Origin of the sequence: Wenzhouxiangella psychrophila, assembly GCF_042310375.1 — a bacterium.
GTDB lineage: Bacteria > Pseudomonadota > Gammaproteobacteria > Xanthomonadales > Wenzhouxiangellaceae > Wenzhouxiangella.
In genome coordinates, this window is sequence record NZ_JBHJMQ010000010.1 from 79,279 (window position 1) to 100,908 (window position 21,630).

Annotated in this window: 16 protein-coding genes; 6 read left to right on the top strand and 10 right to left on the bottom strand. The window is 63.8% G+C overall.

The window, feature by feature from the left end:
• Positions 1-126 precede the first annotated feature (126 nt).
• Together ACDC66_RS12600 and ACDC66_RS12605 are read left to right on the top strand one after the other, a co-directional pair.
• Entirely contained in the window at positions 127-1,431 is a 1,305-nt protein-coding gene (locus tag ACDC66_RS12600; protein WP_376697085.1) for a hypothetical protein, read from the top strand.
• 187 nt (positions 1,432-1,618) lie between these two features.
• Positions 1,619-3,751 (top strand): RelA/SpoT family protein, encoded by a 2,133-nt coding sequence (locus ACDC66_RS12605; RefSeq protein ID WP_376697086.1) that lies wholly within the window; start codon positions 1,619-1,621, stop codon positions 3,749-3,751.
• A gap of 203 nt (positions 3,752-3,954) precedes the next feature.
• On the opposite strand, the gene ACDC66_RS12610 is transcribed toward ACDC66_RS12605, so the two are convergent.
• Positions 3,955-8,442 carry a glycosyltransferase gene (locus tag ACDC66_RS12610; RefSeq protein WP_376697087.1) on the bottom strand — a complete coding sequence of 1,496 codons (4,488 nt, stop codon included), beginning with the start codon at positions 8,440-8,442 and terminating at the stop codon, positions 3,955-3,957.
• 135 nt (positions 8,443-8,577) lie between these two features.
• On the opposite strand from ACDC66_RS12610, the gene ACDC66_RS12615 reads away from it, so the two are divergent.
• The 4 genes from ACDC66_RS12615 to tsaB are packed head-to-tail and all read left to right on the top strand — an operon-like array spanning position 8,578 to position 14,014.
• Positions 8,578-10,860, top strand: coding sequence for a transglycosylase domain-containing protein (locus ACDC66_RS12615; protein WP_376697088.1), 2,283 nt, complete (start codon positions 8,578-8,580; stop codon positions 10,858-10,860).
• A 43-nt stretch (positions 10,861-10,903) separates the two neighbouring features.
• A complete protein-coding gene (locus ACDC66_RS12620; protein WP_376697089.1) occupies positions 10,904-11,425 on the top strand; it encodes a tetratricopeptide repeat protein in 522 nt (173 codons plus the stop codon).
• 28 nt (positions 11,426-11,453) lie between these two features.
• Positions 11,454-13,361: an ATP-dependent DNA helicase gene (locus ACDC66_RS12625; RefSeq protein WP_376697090.1), complete on the top strand. Its 1,908-nt coding sequence runs from the start codon at positions 11,454-11,456 to the stop codon at positions 13,359-13,361.
• Positions 13,358-14,014: a tRNA (adenosine(37)-N6)-threonylcarbamoyltransferase complex dimerization subunit type 1 TsaB gene (gene tsaB / locus ACDC66_RS12630; protein WP_376697091.1), complete on the top strand. Its 657-nt coding sequence runs from the start codon at positions 13,358-13,360 to the stop codon at positions 14,012-14,014. The genes ACDC66_RS12625 and tsaB overlap by 4 nt, the downstream gene beginning before the upstream one ends.
• A 189-nt stretch (positions 14,015-14,203) precedes the next feature.
• Here the strand turns inward: tsaB and ptsP are convergent, their stop codons facing one another.
• From ptsP to lptB, 9 genes are all read right to left on the bottom strand, one after another.
• Positions 14,204-15,946: a phosphoenolpyruvate--protein phosphotransferase gene (ptsP, locus tag ACDC66_RS12635; RefSeq protein WP_376697092.1), complete on the bottom strand. Its 1,743-nt coding sequence runs from the start codon at positions 15,944-15,946 to the stop codon at positions 14,204-14,206.
• Complete coding sequence (locus ACDC66_RS12640; RefSeq protein WP_376697093.1) at positions 15,943-16,212, bottom strand: HPr family phosphocarrier protein; 270 nt, start codon at positions 16,210-16,212, stop codon at positions 15,943-15,945. The genes ptsP and ACDC66_RS12640 overlap by 4 nt, the downstream gene beginning before the upstream one ends.
• Positions 16,209-16,586: a PTS sugar transporter subunit IIA gene (locus tag ACDC66_RS12645; protein WP_376697094.1), complete on the bottom strand. Its 378-nt coding sequence runs from the start codon at positions 16,584-16,586 to the stop codon at positions 16,209-16,211. The genes ACDC66_RS12640 and ACDC66_RS12645 overlap by 4 nt, the downstream gene beginning before the upstream one ends.
• Positions 16,583-17,446: an RNase adapter RapZ gene (gene rapZ / locus ACDC66_RS12650; protein WP_376697095.1), complete on the bottom strand. Its 864-nt coding sequence runs from the start codon at positions 17,444-17,446 to the stop codon at positions 16,583-16,585. The genes ACDC66_RS12645 and rapZ overlap by 4 nt, the downstream gene beginning before the upstream one ends.
• Positions 17,447-17,459: 13 nt before the next feature.
• Positions 17,460-18,401, bottom strand: coding sequence for an HPr(Ser) kinase/phosphatase (hprK, locus tag ACDC66_RS12655; RefSeq protein ID WP_376697096.1), 942 nt, complete (start codon positions 18,399-18,401; stop codon positions 17,460-17,462).
• A complete protein-coding gene (locus tag ACDC66_RS12660) occupies positions 18,398-18,868 on the bottom strand; it encodes a PTS sugar transporter subunit IIA (protein WP_376697097.1) in 471 nt (156 codons plus the stop codon). Before ACDC66_RS12660 ends, hprK begins: the two co-directional genes overlap by 4 nt.
• Before the next feature lie 31 nt (positions 18,869-18,899).
• A complete protein-coding gene (gene hpf / locus ACDC66_RS12665) occupies positions 18,900-19,220 on the bottom strand; it encodes a ribosome hibernation-promoting factor, HPF/YfiA family (RefSeq protein ID WP_376697098.1) in 321 nt (106 codons plus the stop codon).
• Between the two features lie 52 nt (positions 19,221-19,272).
• Positions 19,273-20,694 carry an RNA polymerase factor sigma-54 gene (locus ACDC66_RS12670; protein WP_376697099.1) on the bottom strand — a complete coding sequence of 474 codons (1,422 nt, stop codon included), beginning with the start codon at positions 20,692-20,694 and terminating at the stop codon, positions 19,273-19,275.
• A 214-nt stretch (positions 20,695-20,908) separates the two neighbouring features.
• Positions 20,909-21,628: an LPS export ABC transporter ATP-binding protein gene (gene lptB / locus ACDC66_RS12675; RefSeq protein WP_376697100.1), complete on the bottom strand. Its 720-nt coding sequence runs from the start codon at positions 21,626-21,628 to the stop codon at positions 20,909-20,911.
• Positions 21,629-21,630 lie beyond the last annotated feature (2 nt).

Here is a 21,630-nt window from a genome sequence, read left to right on the forward strand (position 1 = left end):
ACCTGAATTAACGGAACTTTTATGGATTGAGCATAGTCCCTTGACCGTAAAAGACAGTACAATGGCGCGCAAAGTGCCTGTTGCAAGGCGCACAGACCAGCCAGGAGAATTCCGATAGTGAGACCAGTGAAGTTCAAATTTGTATCGGCCCTAGTTCTCTCGGGCTTTTTTGCAATGGCCTCCGCCCAGACGATCGAGTCCAGCGGCATCTCGTTCAAAGTCGCCGGTTCGGATGGCTTCCCTATCCTTGATACTGGGGCAGGCAGCATTCTTGACTATGACTTGTCCAACAATCGCATCGATTTCAAGGTCGGTGCGACCGGCAGCCTGGAAGACCCTTTCTTCTGCTTCGATTTCTCCGATCCGGGCAGCGCTGCTGTAACCCTTAATGCTACGGATGCTAACGGGCACGTGGTGATGGATGCGGTGGGCCTGGCTTCCGAACTCAGCTACAAATTGGCTGACACCATTTCATTTTCGCCGTCGAATTCGGTGCAGTGCTTCTTCCAGAATAATACCGAGCAGAATCCCAATTTCGGCCTGTTCGGTGAACTGGCCGACAATCAGGCCACTGAAACTGTGGACGAAGGCTCGTTGTTTAGTGACAAGTTCGCGGCGTTTGCGGAACTGGATGTTCAGTATTCCAGCTTGCAAATCAATTCGCGCGAATCAATCGGTTTCGGCGATGTAGCGATTTCCCCGGGCGATGTCATTGATTACAAATTGGTGATCAAAAACACCGGCAATGCTGCTGCCGACGAATTAGCTTTCCAGGAAGTCTTTCCGGAATATCGGGACGTTAATGATCTGCCGGAATCTCACTTTACAGCAGCTTTGAGTGAGGGGGTTTGGCAATGCGTGCCTTCTGGTAATGCTGTTTGTCCCGGTACGGCAGTAGAAAATCCGGAAATCCCTGGTACTACCGAAGGATTTGGATATCTGCGATTTGAGCCTGGGTCTCTTGAATTGCCTGCCGGAACCTCCTCACTGACCTTTACCATTACTCGGCAGGTAATGATGGGGTCTGAGGGCTCCATAAACTTTTTTGCCGGTGCCGTTAATGGGCCAGGTAGTAACGCTAAGAACGCAGCCGCGAAAGCCAGCCTGTCCATTCTCGAGGAACCGGCCAGCATGGCGTTCGTTGAGCAGCCAACAGACGCTGTGTTGAACGAGCCGATCAATCCTGCGGTGACCATCGAATTGCTGGACGACAGCGGCGCACGACTGAATGTTGATAGCACTACGCCACTTGATCTTTACCTGTGGACCAGTGACGAAAGCAGTGCGAGCCGAATCAGGAATGGCGTAACCCCCGAGAATGGTTTGTACACTCTTGACAATATCGTGATCGAGACAGCGGGGGAGTACTTTCTGAGAGCTGATGTCGATGGCCTCGCAGACGTGGATAGTCAGACTTTTGTAGTCGACTGACAACAACCCAGCAGGCTTTTCAAATCTGGCATAGATGTCTTTGGGCATTTGCGAAATCCCGGGATGAAGGCCGTGGTGTTCCCCGCACCTACTCCCACTCCGCTTCGGCTGGAGCCCGGCTGTCTGGCCGATCGAGTGCAGAATGACGGATTCGACAGAGGGACTTGAAGCGGGTAAGGCTCGTTTCATGCAACTCATTTTGCGCTGGATCGAGAACTACGCGCAGAGAACGGGAAAATCCGTAGACCAATTGCAGCTATTGCTCCACGAGCTCGCCGAATCCCCCAGCACAAACTCGGAACAGACGCTATCCAGCATCTGGCACGCGCTTTCCGCCCTTTCCCGCATACGGCCCGAGCGAGCCGTCGTAGAAGCTACCATCCTCCTGCCGCAGGCCCTGGAGTCGCAGCAGTCCGATCCGGAGTTTCCTGCTGAGTGCTCGGAAGAAGTGGCCGGTCTCTTGGAGCAGCTCAGGACCCTGACCTTCTTCGGGCGGACCTACCTGCCGGACGACCAGGCCCGGGCCGAGGGTCTGAGGCAGTTGCTGATGGCGCTGGTGGCCGACGTTCGCGTGGTGCTGATCGCGCTCGCCTGGCAGATCGCACGCCTGCACGCGGCACGCGACGCTGACGAGGCCACCCGGCGCGAAGTGGCGCGCGAGACGCAGCTGATCCACGCACCGCTGGCCAATCGCCTGGGGATCTGGCAGTTCAAGTGGGAACTCGAGGATCTTTCTTTTCGCTATCTCGAACCCGATACCTATCGGCGCATCAGCCGGCTGGTGGCCGAGAAGCGTTCCGACCGGCAGGCCTTTATCGAGCGGTTCATGGCCCGCCTGCGGGAGCTACTCGGCGAGTCCGAAATCGCGGGCGATGTCAGCGGCCGGGCCAAGCACATCTACTCGATCTGGCGCAAGATGCAGCGCAAGGGGCTGGACTTTCATGAGCTTTTCGACGTGCGTGCCGTGCGGGTGCTGGTCGACACGGTGGAGCAGTGCTACACGGTGCTCGGTCTGGTTCACACGCAGTGGCAGCCGGTGCCGGGCGAGTTCGACGACTACATCACCAACCCCAAGTCCAATCTCTACCAGTCGCTGCACACAGCCGTGCGCACCGACAGTGGCCGGGTTGTGGAAGTGCAGATCCGCACGCACGAGATGCACCGTCACGCCGAGCTGGGCGTGGCGGCGCACTGGCGCTACAAGGAAGGCGGTCCACGCGACGATGCGCTGGAAAAGCGAATCGGCGCGATGCGCCAATTACTCGAAGCACAAGAAGAAGGCGACGACGAAGCCCTGCTGGAGAGCTTCAGCAACCTCACCACCGAGGATCGTGTCTATGTGCTGACCCCCAAGGGCGAGGTACGCGACCTGGCTGCTGGGGCGACGCCGCTGGATTTCGCCTACCTGATTCACACCGAGGTCGGGCACCGCTGTCGGGGTGCCCGGGTCAACGGCCGCATCGTGCCGTTGACCTACCAGCTTCGCAACGGCGATCGTGTCGAGATCCTCACCACCCGGGAGCCGCGGCCTTCGCGTGACTGGCTGGTTCCGCGCCTGGGCTACATCGGTACGGCGCGGGCACGGGCCAAGGTGCGGCAATGGTTCCGCCAGGCCAACCAGGACGAGAACCTTGCTGCCGGAAGGCAGGCGATCGAAGCCGAGTTTCGCCGGCTTGATCTCGACCTGGAGGAAATCCGGAAGGTGATGGAGAAGTTCAACGCCACGCGCGTCGAGGACCTCTATGTCAGCGTCGGTGCCGGCGACGTGACGGCCACCCAGGTCGCCCAGGCGGTCGAACGCCTGCATGCGCGCGAGCAAAAGGAAAGCGAGGGAATTTCGCTGCAGCGCCGACCCGCGGAACGCGACGGCGGCGACGACGTGCGCATCGAAGGCGTGGGCAGCCTGATGCATCATATGGCGCGATGCTGCCAGCCCGTTCCGGGTGACTCCATCGCCGGCTACATCACTCGGGGACGGGGGGTGAGCATCCATCGTCGGGACTGCCGGCAATTCATCAACCTTCAGGGAAGCCAGCCCGAGCGGGTACTCGACGTGCAGTGGGCCAGCGGGCCGCGCAGCCGCTATGCATCCCGAATCGTGATCCACGCCTGGGACCGGCGCGAGCTCATCAAGGACATCGGCACCTTGCTGGCGTCAGAGAAGGTCAACGTGACCGGGATGAACGCACGGCATGCCGATAGCGGCGATGAGGTCGAGATCGAGTTAACGGTCCAGGTGGAAGGCTTCGACCAACTCGCCACGCTGCTCAACCGCCTGCAGACCATTCCCAGCGTCACCGACGCAAGGCGGTTACGTTAGCCGGCAGGAAAATCTTATAAACGCGAAGACGCGAAGACGCAAAGAAAAATCATAAAACCAGGAAAGACATCAAAGATTAGAAATTGTCTGATTGGTTGAGAAGACTTCTGAGGATTAAGCACTGTTCATTGGGTTGGAACCAATACTGAAGAAACCTATTCTGTTTGCGTGTATTCGATGTCTTCCGTGTTTCTTAACTTCCTTCATTCTTCGCGTCTTTGCGTCTTTGCGTTTCCAAGGTTTTCTGGTTTATTGGATCCCATCAGCTCACAGATGGCGCGCCGGGCCGCATCAAAGCTGAAGTGTTCCTCGACGTTGGCCAGGCCGCCGTCGGATAGCTTCGTCCAAAGCGCTTCGTCGCTGTAGGCGCGTACGACGGCCCGGGCAAAGCTTTCGGTCGTGTCCGCGACGAGTACGTCCTCACCGTCCTGGAGATACATGCCTTCGGCCGCGCAGCCGGTGGCCACGACCGGCAGGCCCCAGGCCATCGCCTGGTTGACCTTGCCTTTCACGCCGGCGCCGTAGCGCAGTGGGGCGACTGAAAGCCGACAGCCTTCCAGGTAGGGCGTGAGATCGGCTACGAAGCCATGGATGACAACCCCCTCGCTGCGTCGTTCGCGCAGTGCATCAGGCATGCGGCTGCCGATGATGTGCAGGCGCGCATCGGGAATTTCCGTCCTCACCAGCGGCACGATCTCATCGATCAGCCACTCGACCGCATCCAGGTTGGGCGGATGCTGGAAGCCGCCGACGAACAACAGGTCGCGACGCTCCCCCCAGTCGCGACGACGACCGTGGATGCGGTGGATATTCGAGAGCACACGAATACGAGCGTCGGAAACCAGTTCCTCCAGCAATTCCTTTTCGACCGGACTGACGACCAACGTTGCGTCCGAGCGGCGAATGAGCGACAACTCGGCGTCACGCGTCTTGCGGGCCCGGCGCAAGGCTTTCTCATCGCCGGAGAATTCGGCCATGCGTTGTTCGCGCAGGAAGTGCAGGTCCACGGTGTCGAATATCACGTCGGCCGTGCGGCAATGCTTTCGAATGATGGCCAGCAAGGGTTCAAGCACATAATGACGGCTGACGAGCACATGGTCGATGCGTTGTCCGTGTTCGCCCAGCCAGTCCTCGATGTCGCTGATCCACGGATGGTGCGGCACCTCGATACCTTGCGCCTGCATATCGGGCGTATAGCGCGCGACCCAGGCCAGGTTCTCCGGAATGAAACTGACGCGGTATCCCAGGTCGCGCAGGATGGTGAGCATGGCCATCATGCGCATCGACCCGGAATCCTTGTCGGGCTCCGGGGTGATTGCGTCGACGACGAGCACATGGCCGCGGCTGCGGTGATGGCGGGCGCGGTACACGGCTTCCGTGGCTTCCGGGCCGGACACCGGTTCGGGCTGAAGACGCAGTTGCTTCTGCCAGCGCTTGAGAAACTTCTTTCGATTGACGGCCTGGTAGCGCTTGGTGCCGGATGATTCATCCTTGCCTGAACTGACCCCCTCGTGGTGCACGATGGTGCAGGCGGGTTGGTAGATAACCCGCAAACCGGATTCGCGTACGCGGAAACACAAGTCGGTGTCCTCGTAGTAGGCCGGTGCATAGTGCTTGTCGAAGCCGCCGAGCTGATCGAAGACGTTCCTTTCGATGGCCAGACAGGCGCCCGAGACGTAGTCGGCTTCGCTGGCGAAACTGTATTCGGGACGGTCGGGCAGGTCGCCGCGTCCGTAGTTCCAGCCGGATCCGTCCTTGAACACGATGCCGCCGGCTTCCTGCAATCGTCCGTCCGGGTAGACAAGCCGGGCACCGACAATTCCGGTGTTGGGGAAAGTCTTGAAGGTTTTCACCAGGGCTTCGAGCCAGCCAGCGGTTACGGTGGTGTCGTTGTTGAGAAATACCAGGTAATGCCCGCGTGCCACTTCGGCGCCGGCATTGCAGCTTGCGATGAAACCGCTGTTCTCGGCGTTGGTGACCACCTTCACGCCCCGACACTGTGCCAGGTATTCGCCTGTGCCATCCTCGGAGCAGTCGTCGACCACGATCAGTTCGAATGCTGCTGCACCGGCGTGATCGGCAACGGAGTTCATACAGGCCGAGGTGTAGTGCACCTTGTTGAACACCGGCACCACGATGCTGACGATCGGCTCGTCGGCCTGATCGAATGACACCGGATGCAGCTCTTCGCCGGGCACCTCCACCGTTTGCGGCATGAAGGGCATGTCACCCTGCGGGCCGGCCTGCTGCTGCATCAGTTCCAGCGTGCCCTTCGCGCCCTGGAAACGCAGGTTGTGGAAAAGTCGTTTCAGCAGGCGGGGCCAGCGCAGCGGATTGTAGACGCGTCGGAGTACAGCATTGGCGGCGATCCGGTTGGCGACCCGAATCGGGCGGGTCATCCGCCAGGACCGGCTTGCGAATACGGTCTGTAGCTCCCGGTCGAGGTGCTCCGCCCGGGCGAGCTGCGCTTCGGCATCGTTGCGTGCCAGCTGAAGCTCTCTTTCTGTGGATTGCAGCTGCTTTTCTGTGGTTTCCAACCGTTCTTGTCTATCTGCAAGGCGTTGCTGTGCCTCGGACAGGTGCTCCTTGTGCTCGAAGACTTCGCCTTCGAGCCGCTTTGCCCATTGCGTGCGTTCCCGGGCCAGGCGCTCCTGCTTCCGTGCCCAGTCGCTTCGTGCTTCCAGGTCGATGCGCAACGCTTCGACATCATTTCGCAACGCTGTGCGCTGTTGCCGCGCATCGACCAGTTCGGCGGTCGTGCCGGCATGCCGGAGCATGTCGTTGGTGGACGGGCCCGCTGCCGCAGGCACGGTCGTTTGCAGGTCCACGATGCTATCGAGTGACGAAAGCGTCTCGCTGATCGCCCCTTCGGCGGGAAGGGCGGCCCTCAGGGCTTCGAGCTGCTCGGGTTGCTCACGCAGCAGCTTGATGATGCCGACGAGGTCCTGAGGGTCAGGATCGAAAAGCATCCCGTCGGTTTCGTGGCGGATGCGTTCGACGAAGCTGCCCGTGCGAGTGGCCAGCGGTACGAGACCGAGCGCCCTGGTCTCGGTCAGCGTGTAGTTCCAGGTCTCGGCCACTGTGGACAGGAACAGTGCGGCCTGCGCGCCGATCCGAGCAAGATGGCTGGGTAATTCGTCGTGACGATAGTCGAGTACGATGTCGACATCGGGCTGGCCGAAAAAGCGCAGGCCGTGCTGGCCGCAGCCCAGGAGGGTGACTCGCGCGTGCTGTCGAAGGTCATTCAGCGCCGCCTCGAGCAGGCCCAGTCCCTTGCCCGGCGACAGCCGCCCCACGACAACCAGGTTGAGCCGGCCATCGGGCAGAGCCTGCGGCGCCACCGCTGGCGCGTCGGCCGGCCAGCCGGTAAAGCCGTGGGGAATGACCTTGGCCCGCTCCAGGGGGTCATCGACCAGGCGCCGCCAGCGCTCGAGTACGTGCTCGGCCGGTGCGGTGAGGACAACATCGTGTTCTCGGACGGTTTCGAGCCAGTCGTCGGCCAGCATTTGCCAGCGTTCCGCGCGATCTTCGGCAAACAGGAAACGGTCGCCGGAATCGTTGATGGCGCGATCCAGTTCAATCCGGCCGTCCTCACCGACCCACGAGAGCGGATCCTGGTCGAGTACGGGCCAGGCCGGGTAGTAATCGTGCAGCATTTCGACCGTCGGCAGGCCGGTGGCCAGCGAATCCAGGCTGTGCCCGATCAGTGAAGAGACGATGACCCTTGCCACACCGTAGCGCCGGACTACTGCGTTGAGTATCTCTCGATAGCGCGCGTGTTCGCTGTCCGTGCCGGCGATTGCCGGCGCCAGTGTCCACTGGTGAATACAACCGCGTCCGGGCCCGGCGGCGTAAAGCTTGAGCCACTGTCCGTGGACCATGCCGTCGGTTCGGCCGCCAGCCGAAAGCACCAGATGGTTGTTCGCTGTGTCGGCGGCGACCAGATCATCGATCCAGCGCGCCACGCCGCCGCCCCAGTCGTGGCTGATATGCAGTATCACCGGTCGCTCGTCGAAGCCGAACAACGGAATGGGAGTGGCACTGCCTTCCCCTGCCAGTCGCTCGACTGCGCCGCGCAGGTGGCCGAGCGCCGCGCACTGATCGGGCATGTCCGGTCGATGATCGCCATTGGCACGCGGGTCGCGGATCCAGAGACCGTCGTAAATCCAGCAATGGCCTCGTTCGGCCTGGCAGACGGCGTCTTCGACGTGGCCGGCCGGGATGATGGCCAGGCGCTCGGGTTGCAGACGCACGGGTGACCAGTGCAGGCCCGACGCGGCCTGGACAACGGTATCGATTCTTCCGGCTTCGGGGTCCATGAGGCCTGCAGCCGGATCCAGGCCGGGCTGATGGTTGCCTGGCAGGGTCAGCAGCGGCGGGCAATCCGGGGCATGCAGCACATGTTCGAGGCGGCCGCCGAATCGCTCGGGCAGCGCCAGGCCCGGCGCCAGTAGCACGACGTCGTCACTGGTGCGGCGTCGATCGATAGCGCCTAACCAGGTCCACCATGGGCCCCGGGTGCCGGGCAGAACCTCCAGGCTGGATGGCGCGGGGCCACCCTCGCTGGACACGATCTCGCCGGGCAGCTGCCGTCGCAGGGCCGCGATCCAATCGGGCTCGACCGTGACGCCCGGCTCGGTCAGGATGATGACCAACCCGGAGGCTTTGCTTGTGGTGTCGGTATCAGTCACCGGACTGGTGTGGCATGAGAACGTTGCTTCAAGTCGAAAGGTGGACGGTATACTGCCGCAACCGGTTCGGCCGGTCGAGCCCGTCTCCGCAAACGGGCAATTATCCTTCAACCACCGTCTTCTGTCATCTCGGGTATGGCCAGCAAGCCGCAGCGCCGCCGCAAGAATCGTCCAGGTTCGAGGAAGCCGCCGGCCACCGGGCGCTGGCCGCGCTGGATTGTCCGTCCGCTGTGGTTCGCGCTGGGGCTGGCTGTCGGCCTTCTGGGTCCATGGATCTGGTGGCTCGACCGGGAAGTGTCGTTGCGCTTCGCCGACCGGCACCTTGCCGAGGCTAGCCATGTCTACGCCCGCCCGCTGGAGTTGCACGACGGTCTGGCCTTTTCGCGCCGGGATTTGCTGATCGAACTGGAAGCAGCCGGTCTGCGCGCTGGTTCACCCCAAAGGCCGGGGCGTTTTCGTCTTGACGGCGAACGCATCGAGTTGCACCTGCCGGCATTCGACTTTCCGAATGACCCCCAGCCGGCGCAGCGCGTTTCCCTGAGGGTTCGAGACGATCGCATCCACCTCCCCGAAGAAACGCCGATCCTGCGTCTACCACCATCCGAGCTGGGCCGCATCCTGCCGCTGGACGACCGTGTACGCACGCCATTGGAGCTGGCCGAGTTCCCGCCCCAGCTGGTTGCGGGTGCCCAGGCGGTCGAGGATCGCCGCTTCAAGCATCATTTCGGCATCGACCTGCGCGGCCTGGTGCGGGCCATGTGGGCCAATTTTCGGGCCGGCCGGGTGGTGCAGGGCGGCAGCACCATTACCCAGCAACTGGTCAAGAACCTGTTTCTTTCACCCGAGCGCAGTCTGCTTCGCAAGTTTAATGAAGCGATCATGGCCGTGAGCCTGGAGCTGCGCTTTTCCAAGGCCGAAATTCTCGAGGCCTGGCTCAACGAGGTCTATATGGGCCAGGACGGACGCCGTGCGATTCACGGTTTCGGGCGCGCGGCCGAGTACTACTTCGGCCAGCCGCTCGCGGCGCTGGACGCCGGTCAACTTGCACTGCTGGTGGGAATGGCGCGCGGTGCTTCCTGGTATCACCCATTGCGCAATCCGGAGCGGGCACGTGCGCGTCGCGACCTCGTACTCGGCATGTTCCACGAGACCGGGCTGATCGACGAGGCGACACTGGAGCGCCAGCGCAGTGGCGGTCTGGGGCTGCGTCCTTCTCTGAGCTCGGGAGCAAGCCAGTACGGTGCCTTCATGGATCTGGTTGGCCGCCAACTACGAGCCGACTACCGAGAGCGCGACCTGCGCGGTAAGGGGCTGCGGATTTTCACGACGCTGTCGCCGTCTGCCCAGAAGCGCGCTGAAGCCGCGCTGGTCCAGGGGCTCGCCCGGGTCGAGCGTGAATCCGACTCATTGCAGGGCGCGATTGTTCTGCTCGAGCCAGACAGCGGTGAGGTCAGGGCGCTGGTGGGCGATCGTGTGCCGGGCCGCCAGGGCTTCAACCGTGCGCTCGATGCACGCCGCCAGGTCGGTTCGGTGATCAAGCCCCTGGTTTACCTGCTGGCGCTGAATCAACCGGAATCCTTCACACTGGTCACGCCGGTCGATGACGAGCCGCTAACCGTCGACATCCCGGGATCCGGGCCCTGGCAGCCGGTCAATCACGATCGGGTCAGCCACGGTACCGTCCCGCTGCTTGAAGCCCTGGCACAGTCATACAACCAGGCCAGCGTGCGCACCGGGCAGGCCGTCGGCGTCGACGCCCTGTTCGGCCTGATGCGTCAGCTCGGTGTGGCGCCTGGGCGCGAGGCGCATCCGGCGGCTTTTCTGGGGGCGGTCGATCTCACCCCGCTGCAGGTCGCCCAGCTCTACCAGCCGATTGCCGCCGGGGGCTACAGCGCAGCGGTTCGTTCCATCCGCGAGGTGGTGGATCCGGACGGCGAGACCGTCGCCCGCTACCCGCTCCGGCTCAAGTCGCTGCCGCAGCGCGAGGCGCTGGCACTGCTGGACTTCGCCCTCAGGCGCGTGGTGACGCACGGCACAGCACGTCCGCTGTCGCGGCTGCTGAACCACGACCCGGGCGTGCGCGGCAAGACCGGCACTACCAATGACCAGCGCGATGCCTGGTACGTGGGTTACACGAACGATTGGCTGGGCGTGGTCTGGGCCGGTCGCGACGACAACAAGCCTGCTGGCGTCGGAGGTGCCAGTACCGCTTTACCGGTCTGGGCTGGACTGTTCAACCAACTGCCCACCCGACCCGTGCGAACCGCCTGGCCTGACAGCATCGAGTGGTTCTGGGTCGAGTGGCCGCAGCCGAGACTGGCGGCCGAGTATTGCGAAGGGGCGGTGGCTATCCCCTTCATCGCCGGTAGCCAGCCCGAGGCCCTGTCGGACTGCCTGCAGCGACGCGGGAGACGTTGAATCCCTGTACCATTGAGCCAGTTGACTGGCTCATGGTCCTGGCATGCAATCGATCCGCTTCTTCCCCCGATTTCCGGCATTCGTAACGGCCGCGCTGATGGTGATGCTGACGCTGGCTTCATGTGCCCCCTGGCAGCCGACCCTGGATGACCCCGAAATTGCCGAACAGGTGCGTGCCCCCGAAGGCGGCGAATCGCGAGGTCTGCAGGTCTACCCGCTGCGCAACCCCGCCGTGCGTGAACTGGAGAGGGCGGCCGAGGCGGCCCGTTCGGACGGGAATTTCGACCGTGCCGAAGCCCTGCTCGAGCGGGCGCTTCGCATCGAGGGCCGCGACCCCGAGCTGCTTCAGCGCATGGCCGAGCTGCAGCTCTCACGCGGTCGCTGGGAACAGGCGGAGAGTTACGCCATGCGGTCGTGGGAGCTGGGACCGCAGGTGGGCGAGATCTGCCGGCGCAACTGGAAGACGATGGCCCTGGCGCGCGAGCGGGACGGTCAGGTCATCGCGGCCTCACAGGCGCGCGAGCGCGTCGAGATTTGTCCACTCGAACCACCCGAGCGGTACTGACCGGGTCGATGCGCATGGCGATAGGCGAATGAGCGAGTCGCTGGCCACGCTGTTCGGGCCCGACGGCGCGCTGGCTGATGCGCTACCGGCCTTCCGTCCGCGCGGCGGTCAACTCCTGCTGGCCGAGACCATCGACCGTTGCCTGGAAGCCGGGGAAGATCTGGTTGCCGAAGCGGCGACCGGTACCGGCAAGACATTGGCCTACCTGGTGCCCGTCCTGCTCAGGGGCGAGCGCACCATCATTTCCACCGGTACGCTCAACCTGCAGGACCAACTCTTCCGCCGCGACTTGCCGCTGGCGCTCAAGGCCCTTGGCGTGGAGCGCAAGGTGGCGCTGCTCAAGGGTCGGGCCAACTACCTGTGCCTGCAGCGGCTCGAGCGTCACATTTCGGAGCCCGAACTGTTCGAGGACGTGATGGGCGAGCTGCAGACCGTGCAGCGCTGGGCGCGGCATACCAACAGCGGCGAAATCAGCGAGATCGATGACATTCCGGGTTCCTCGCGCGTGTGGCCGCTGGTCACATCGACCCAGGACAATTGCCTGGGCAGCGACTGTCCCTTCCTGTCCGATTGCCATCTGGTTCATGCCCGGCGGCAGGCGCAGGAGGCCGATATCGTGGTGGTCAATCATCACCTGCTCTTCGCCGACATGGCGCTCAAGCAGACCGGCTTCGGCGAGGTGCTGCCCGGCGCGGAGACGGTTGTCATCGACGAGGCCCACCAGGTGCCCGAAACCGCCATGCGCTTTTTCTCGCGCGGCCTGAGCGCCTGGCAGGTGCGTGAACTCACCCGTGACACCCTGGCGGCCAGCGCCGGTGCGGCGGGCAGCCTGAAGCTGCTGCAGGCGCCCACGACCCACCTGCGCGCCGCCCTCGACCAGGCGGTGAGCGCCTGCGTGGATCTGCCGCGCCGCGGCGAATACTCGGCTCTGCGCGGCTGTCTGGACGAGTTCCAGGCCCTGGCCCGCTCACTCAATGACCTGGCTCGTGCGCTCGATCCGCTGGCCGAGCGCACGCGCGACCTGGCCAACTGCGCTGAGCGGGCGGTGGCCCTGCACGACGGCCTGCATGCGTTCCTGGAGGGCAAGGACGGTTACGTGCGCTGGTTCAGCAGCCGCAACGGGCGCTTCCAGCTCAATCTCACGCCGCTGGATGTGGCCGCGCCGTTGACCGAACTGCGTGAGCGCGTACCGGCGAGCTGGGTCATGACATCGGCTACGCTGGCGGTCAACGGACGCTTCGAACATTTCACGCGCCGGCTGGGTCTGGAATCGGCCGAGCAGCTGGTCGTCGAGAGTCCCTTCGATTATCCCAACCAGACGAGGCTGTGGATTCCAGAGAACCTGCCCGAGCCGCGCGACCCGTCGCATACCGAGCAATTGCTCGAACAGGCCCTTCCGCTACTGCGTGCCGCCGGCGGCAGGGGCTTTCTGCTGTTCACGGCCCACCGCGCGCTGCAACGTGCCGCGCAATGGCTGCGCTCACACACCGACTTCAACCTGCTGATCCAGGAAGACGCCCCGCGCCACGTGCTGCTCGAGCGCTTCCGCAACACGCCCAACAGCCTGCTGCTGGGGGCGGCCAGTTTCTGGGAGGGCGTGGACGTCCCCGGGCAGGCCCTGAGCGTGGTGGTGATCGACAAGCTGCCCTTCGCCGCACCCGACGACCCGGTGCTCGAGGCTACGCTCAAGGCGGTGCGCGAGGCGGGTGAGAATCCCTTCACCACCGTCCAGCTGCCGCAGGCGGTACTCGCACTCAAGCAGGGTGCCGGCCGTCTGATCCGACAGTGGAACGACTTCGGCGTTCTGGTTCTCGGTGACCCGCGCATCACGCAAAAGCCCTACGGGCGGCTGTTTCTCAAGAGCCTGCCGCCGATGACCCGTGCGGCCAGCGCGGCCGAAGCAGCTGAGTTCCTGCGCGAAAGGCTTGCAGCATGATCCGGCTGGGCATCGAGACGGCGACCGATTTCTGCTCCGTGGCCCTGGATGTCGACGGCGCTGTCAGCGTGCGCGAAGCCCTCGCGCCGCGACGCCATGCCGAGCTTCTGTTGCCCTGGGCCCGCGAGCTGCTGAATGAGCGCGGCATCGGCTTCGGCGACCTGGACGCGCTGGCCGTCTCGCGCGGTCCCGGCGGCTTTACCAGCCTGCGCATCGGCCTGGGCGTGGTCCAGGGCATCGCGCTCGCCCAGGAGCTGCCGATTTATGCCGTTTCGACGCTGGCGGCACTGGCGCATGCCGCCGATCCCGAAGCGCGGGCCGGCCACGTCCTGGCGGTTCTGGATGCGCGCATGTCCGAAGTTTATGCCGGGTTTTTCGAAAGTCGTGAGGGCCAGCATGTTCCCGTTACTCGAGAAGTCGTGGTGCCGCCGCGACGACTTGAGTTGCCACACGAGGGTCCGTGGCTCGCGGCCGGGTCGGGTCTGTCGAACTATGCGGATGAACTGGAAAGCGTTATGGCAGGAAAGGTAGCCGGGAAACGGCCCGAGGTCTGGCCGAATGCCCGCAGTGTGCTGGCACTGGCCGAAACGGTCGAGCCGGTGCATGCCTGGGAGCTCGAGCCTAAATACGTCAGGGATGACGTCGCCAACTAAATCAATTTTCTAAACTCCAATGCGACCTGCATCCCGCTGAGCCGCGTTTTGGCCATTCGGTTATTGGAATTTCGATTTTGTTTGGAAGTTGGTGCTTGGGATTTGGTGCTTCGTCTTTCGTCGCACATAACGTGAGCTATGCGGACCGGGACCACCAATGGCGGGTGGTCGAATACGGGATATCGTCTCTCAGCGTGCTCCGCCGTTATGTCGTAGTCGTTCCAGCAATTTGTCGCCGCGCTGGTCACCGCGGGCGCGAAAGCGCTCGACGATGTCGCGGCAGCGATCGGCGCTGGCCTCGACCAGGCTTTTCTTGACCGGGGCCACGTGCGCCGGCGGCATGCTGAAATGCTTTACGCCCAGGCCGAGCAGGAGCCGGGCAGCGCGTTCGTCGCCGGCCAGTTCTCCGCAGACGATCACTTCCACGTTCCGACGTTCTCCAACCTCGACGATGCGGCCGAGCAGCTCGACGATGGCCGGATGGGCCGGCTCGTAGAGGTAGCTGACCAACTCGTCCTGGCGGTCGATGGCCAGTACGTACTGGATCAGGTCATTTGTACCGATGGACAGGAAGTCCAGTTCGGTGGCCATGGCGTCGACGTTGAGGGCCGCCGCCGGTGTTTCGATCATGCCGCCGACGGGCAATTCGGGGTCGATCGCCAGGCCCTCGCCGCGTAGCGTCTCCCGGCACTGTGCGATCAACTGGCGTGCCTGGACGATTTCTTCGGTGTTGGTCAGCATCGGGAGGAGGATGCGGACCGGGCCTTCGACGGATGCCCGCAGGATGGCGCGCAACTGGTCGCGGAACAGGTCGGAGACCGACAATGAAAGGCGCAGGCCGCGCAGGCCCAGCGCGGGGTTGGGGCCGCGCGTGAGGGCCAGGGAATCGGGCAGTTTGTCGCCCCCGGCGTCCAGGGTGCGGATGGTGACCGGCTTGCCGGCCATGGCCCGGATCGCGTTGCAGTACGCGCGGTACTGGGCTTCCTCGTCGGGAATGTCCTCGTCGAGGAACAGGTACTCGGTGCGCATCAGCCCGATGCCGTCCACGCCGGCTTCCATGCATCGCTCGAACTCGATCGGCAGTTCGGCGTTGCCGTGCAACTGGAACTTCTTGCCGTCGGCGGTGCGCGAGGGCCGCGACAGGTAACGTTTTAGTTCGCTGCGGTGACGCTGGCTGGTCGACTTTTTTTCGGCGTAATGGCGCTCGAGGTTTTCGTCGGGATTGACCAGCACGGCGCCGTAGTGCCCGTCGAGGACCACCCGTTCGCCCTCGGCCAGCAGTTCCAGCGCATGGTGGACGCCCACGACCATCGGGATCTCCAGGCTGCGTGCCAGGATGGCGGTATGCGACCATGGCCCGCCGTGTTCGGTTACCAGGCCGGCTACCCGGCGCTGACTCAGGACGGTCAGATCGGCCGGCGTCAATTCGGCGGCGATCAGGATGGTGTCGTCGAGCCGGTGCGGCACCTGGGTGCTGAACAGCGCCGAGGGCTGGTCGGCCAGCTCGCGCTGGATCAGGCTGACGACCTGCTCGAGATCCTCGCGTCGCAGTGCCAGGTACTCGTCGTCGAGGCGGCGGAATTCCTCCTGGAGTTGTTCCCCTTGCTGCGCCAGGGCCCACTCGGCATTGATGTGTTGGTCGCGAATGCGCTCGCAGGCCGTATCGACCAGCATCGGATCCTTCAGGATCAGGCGGTGGGCCTCGAGCAGCTCACGCGCGGTTTCGCCGCCCGATTCGCCCACACGCTCGAGCACGCCCGACAGGAAGGCGTCGCCGCGCTTGACGGCGCGGTGGATACGCTCGATCTCGGCGTCGACCGCATCGCCTTCCAGGTGGTACTCGGGCAGGGCGAGTTCGCCCGGCGTGAGCCGGTGTACCTTGCCCAGGGCGATGCCCGAGGTCACGCCGATGCCCGTCAGGGTCAGGCTCATTCGCCTTCTCCGAAACGGTCGGCAACCAGGCCGGCGATGGCCTCGGCGGCGGCGTCCTCATCGGATCCGTCGACTTCCAGCGTGAGCCGGCTGCCGCAGGGCGCTGCCAGCAGCAGCACACCCATGATCGATTTGGCGTTGACGCGCTTGCCGCGGTGGCTCAGCCATACCTGGCTGTCGAAGCTCGAGGCGGTCTGGACCAGCTTGCTGGCCGCCCGCGCGTGCAGGCCCAGCCGGTTGACCAGTTCGAGCTCGATGTCTTTCATACCCGTACGATCCCCTGGCTGCCGCCGCTGGCGGCCAGCTCAGCCAGCTCGGCCGGTGGCTTGGCGGCGTGATTGATCACCTTCAGCAGCATCGGCAGGTTGAGCCCGGAAACGACCGGAATGCGGCGTTCAATGGCGGCCTGGCTGGCCAGATTGTGCGGGGTTGCCCCCGGCAGATCGGTGAGCACAAGGGCGCCCTGCGCATCCGCGCCGGCGGCGAGGGCAAGGCGAACTGCCTCGAGCGTTTTCTCGACCTCGGCGCGATAGCTGACCGCCACCGTAGTGACCTTCAGCGGACGGTCGAGAATGTTCTCCGCCTCGCGCCGGACGGCCTCGCCGAGCGCGTCGTGGGTGACCAGGATGATGCCGGTCACTGTTCCAGCTCCCGGTGGCTGACCAGGACGCGCATGCCTTCCTCGCGCAGTTCCCGCGCGATGCGATCGACAATGTAGACCGAGCGGTGCTGTCCGCCGGTGCAACCGATGGCCACGGTGACAAGGCTGCGCTGGTCTTCGGCCAGGGCGGGTAGCCAGCGCCGGATGAAGGTCAGAATGTCGCCGCAGAACTCATCGACGATCGGATGCGATTCGAGATATTCGCGCACCTGGGCTTCAAGGCCGGTGTGGGCCCGCAGGCCCGGTTGCCAATGTGGATTGGGCAGGCAACGCGCGTCGAAGACCATGTCGACATCACGCGGTACCCCTTTCTTGAAGGCAAAGGATTCGAGTACCAGGGACTGTACCGATTCGTTATCGGTAATGCCGATGGCGCGCCAGACCTGTCGCCGGAGCTGGTGGATGTTGCTCTCGGAAGTGTCGATGATCCAGTCGGCCTTCTCGCGGATGGGGGCGAGCAGCTTGCGCTCGGCCGCGATGGCCGTCTCCACGCCGCCGAGGTCGCTCAAGGGATGCCGGCGGCGCGTCTCGCTGAAGCGCCGCACCAGGACTTTTTCGTCGGTGTCGAGGTAGAGCAACTGGAAGGGCCGGTCGCCCGGCAGGGAATCGAGCAGTTGGGGAAGTTTCTCCAGGCCCTCGGGGCCCGAGCGGGCATCGATGCCGATGGCCACCCGCGGGTAGCGCTCCGGCTGGCTGTGGACCTCGCGGGCCAGATCGGGCAACAGACCGCCGGGCAGGTTGTCGACGCAGTAGTAGCCGAGGTCTTCGAGCGCGTGCAGGGCCACGGTCTTGCCGCTGCCCGACAGGCCGGAGATGATGATTAGCGGGCTAGACTGCATGATTTACCCGTCTTCATTGCTTGTCCGTCAAAAGCCTTCCGTGCCGCTCGACGAACTCCGCCGCCGCGTCAAAGCCTTTCATGCGCAGCATGAAATCGCGCACGGCGGCTTCGGCAATTACCGCCATGTTGCGGCCGGCCAGTACCGGCAGATTGATCTGGGGGATCTGCAGGTCGAGTACCTGGCGCTGTGCCTCGTCGCCCCGCAGCCGGTCGGCACCGGTGTGTTCGGGGCGCGGCATGTTGAGGTGGATGATCAGGCGCAGGTACTTGCTGGCCTTGATCGCGGCATCGCCGAACATGCGGCGGATGTTGAGGATGCCCAGGCCGCGCACTTCCAGGCACTCCTTGAGTACTGGCGGGCAGGAGCCCTCGACGATATCGGGTGTGAGCTGCGTGAATTCGGGCGCGTCGTCGGCGATCAGGCGGTGGCCGCGGGTGAGCAATTCCAGCGCCAGCTCGCTCTTGCCGGTACCCGACTCGCCGGTGATCAACACGCCGATGGTGAAGATCTCCATGAAAACGCCGTGCAGGGTCTCCCGGGCGGCAAGCCGCCGTGAGATCTGGTATTCGAGGAAATTGACGAGTTCCCAGTCATTCTGGCTGGAAGCCAGGATCGGGGTTTCGTTCTCGCGTGCGAGCTTGACCAGGTCGTCGGCCACTTCCAGGCCGTTGGCAACAATGATGGCGGCGGGGCGATCGTCCATGATCCGCGCCAGCGTTTCCCAGCGGGTACGGGAGTCCAGGCCTTCGAGCCAATCGAACTCTTCGCGACCGATGACCTGGACACGCGTCGAGTGGATTGGCGTGAGGAACCCGACCAGGGACGGTCGCGAATGGAAGCCGGTGGGCTCGATTTCGCGCTTGCCGGCCTCTGATTTGCCGCTGATCCAGCGCAGATCGAGGCGATCTGAAAACTGCTCGTAGAGTTCGGCCGGCGTGACGCGCTGAGTCATTGCGCCTGGGCGTCGGCCGGATTGGTCGACAGCAAGCGCAGCAGCTCGTCGGCATCATTGATGGAGCGCAAAGCGTCGCGCTGGGAATCGCGACCCAGGCGCTCAGCCATCTCGGCGAGCAGCCGCAGGTGAGCATCGGTACATTGCCCCGGCACTGCCAGGGCGAAAAAGAGATCGACCTTTTCGTGATCGGGGGCGTCGAAGTCGATCGGACGCTTGAGACGGATCATCGCGCCGGCGACGTTCTCCTGATTGTCGACGCGACCGTGCGGAATGGCCACGCCGTGGCCCAGGCCCGTTGATCCAAGACGCTCGCGCTGGCAAAGGCTGTCGAAAATATCCCGGGCATCGGCGCTGCCAGGGGCGGCGGCCAGCAGTTCGGCCGCCTTCTCCAGCAGGGTCTTCTTGCTCGAAACGGAGATATCGACCGCGATGCGGTCGGTCGAGAGCACGTCAACAAGCTGCATGAGATCGGACCCCTTTACCGAGCCACCGGGCTCAGCCGGCCTCGGCCGGGCGCGAATTGCGATGAGACGTGACTTTGTCCTTGTGTCGCCGGACCTGGCGGTCGAGTTTGTCCATGAGCGCGTCGATGGCGGCATACATGTCTTCGGACTTGGCCTCGGCATGGAGCGGGTTGGTGCGACCGCCAACCGTGATGGTGCCCTCGACGGTGTGCTCCAGCTTTTCGAGGTGCAGCACGATATGGCCCGAGATGAGATTGTCGAAGTGGCGTTCAAGACGCTCGCTCTTTTCGGCAATGTAGGCTTTCAGGGCCTGGGTGATTTCGATGTTCTGTCCAGTGACTTCGAGTTGCATCAGGTCGCTCCTAGTTGCGCAAGTCAATGTTAATACAGTCCGGTGCGGACGTTCAGCCCGTTTGCAGTCGAGCGGCCCGTCGACGCTGTGCCGAACCCGGGATGCCGAGTTGCTCACGGTACTTGGCCACCGTCCGTCGCGCCAGCCGGATACCGCCCTCGGCGAGTCGGTCGGCCAGTGCCTGGTCGGACAGCGGCTGGCGGGGAGGTTCCTCGGTAATCAGCCGGCGCACCCGAGCCTTGACCGCCGTGGCGGCGATCTGCTGACCGTCCTGCGTATCGATTCCGACCGAAAAGAAGTACTTGAGTTCGAAAACGCCGCGCGGGGTGTGGGCGTATTTCTGGGTGGTCGCGCGCGAGACGGTCGATTCGTGCACGCCGATGGACTCGGCCACCTCGCGTTGGAGCAGAGGTTTGAGCCCGGTTTCACCCTCGTTGAAGAAATCGTGCTGGCGCTCCACGATGGCCCGCGTGACCGCCTGCAGCGTCTGGTTGCGCATCTCCAGGCCGCTGATCAGCCAGCGCGCCTCCTGTAGCCGGTTGCTGAGGTATTTCTTGTCTTCGCCACGGGCCTGTTTGGCGAGTTTCATGTACATGCCGTTGAGCTGCAGGCCGGGGTCGTTGTCGGGGTTGAGCGTCACGCGCCAGCCGTCTTCGGAAGGGTGAATGTAGACATCGGGGACGATGTAGTTCTCGTCATCTCGGCCGAAACGCGAGCAGGGATGCGGGTTGCAGCGTCGGATGACGGCCAGGGCGGCCTGGATTTCGGGCTCGTCCATGCCGGTGGCGCGCATCATCGCCCGGATGTCCTGTTTGCCCAGATCCTCCAGGTGTCGCTCGACCAGATGGCAGGCCAGACCCAGTGCGGGGGTGCTCGACGGCATCGCCTTGAGTTGCACCAGCAGGCTCTCGCCCACGCTGCGACTGGCAACGCCGATCGGCTCGAAGTGCTGCACGCGTTCCAGAACCGCGGCCACCTCCTCGGTGCTGACCAGGTACTCCGGCGCCAGGGATGCGCGCAGCGTTGTGAGGTCATCCTGCAGGTAGCCGTCCTCGTCAAGCGCGTAAATGATAGCGCGTGCAATTGCCTCGTCGGTTCTGCTGAAACCGGCCAGGTTGACCTGCCAGAGCAAGTGCTGCTGCAAGGACTCGTCGGCACGGTCGCTGATGAACTCGTCATAGTTGGGCGCAGGGCCGGACGTGACCGAGTAGCCCTCCGGCAGGTCGTCGAATCCGTAGTCGTCGCCGTAATCGACTTCCAGGTCGCCGTCGAACTCCTCGCCGGCCGTGTCCTGGCCGTCGTCGGGAAGCGATTCTTCGCTGCGCTCGAGCATGGGGTTGGTGTCGAGCGCCTCGCGGATGGTCTGGCGCAACTCCACGCGGTTGAGCTGCAGCAGGGCAATGGCTTGCCGCAACTGCGGCGCCAGCTTGAGCTTCTGGCCCAGCTTGAGCTGGAGACTAGCACCCTGTTTCATGACTTCGATTCTACGCCCAAAAGCCAGAATCGGACCAGTTGGGGCTTCGGCGAAGCCGCAAAACCCATGGAACCACGGAAAGCACGGAAAAGCACGGAAAGCGAGCGGGGATCAAATGCCGCAGCTCGGGATCAGCGGATCCGCGATGCTCGAGAATGGGGCGTTCAGGTGGTGAAGGATGAGCAAGAGTCCGTGGTTACACGGTTTCAGGACTTCAGAGCCGGAATTCGCGCCCCAGATACACATTGCGCACATTCTCGTCGGCCATCACCGCTTCCGGGGCGCCGTGGGTCAGCAGTCGGCCTTCGCTGATGATGTAGGCGCGGTCACAAATGCCAAGGGTTTCGCGCACGTTGTGGTCGGTGATCAGGATGCCGATGTCGCGTTCGGTGAGGTGTTTGACGATGTGCTGGATTTCGCCCACCGAGATCGGGTCCACGCCGGCGAAGGGCTCGTCGAGGAGGATGTAGGAGGGGTTGGCGGCCAGGGCTCGGGCGATCTCCACGCGTCGGCGCTCGCCGCCGGACAGGCTGATGCCGGATTGGTCGGCCAGGTGGCTGACCGAGAACTCCTCCAGCAGGCGCCCGAGCTCGTTGCGCCGCTTGCTGCGGTCCAGTTCGCGCCTGAGTTCCAGCACGGCCATGATGTTGTCGGCTACCGACAGGCGCCGGAAAATCGAGGCTTCCTGCGGTAGATAACCCAGTCCGTAGCGGGATCTCTGGTTCATGCTCGAGCGGGTGATGTCTCGACCGTCCAGTTCGATTCGACCGCCGTCGGCGGTGACCAGGCCCACGACCATGTAAAAGCAGGTGGTCTTGCCGGCACCGTTGGGTCCGAGCAGGCCGACGATCTCACCCGTGTCGACCTGCATCGACATGCCGTGCACCACGGCACGTCCCTTGTAACGCTTGGCCAGTTGCTCGGCGATCAGCACGG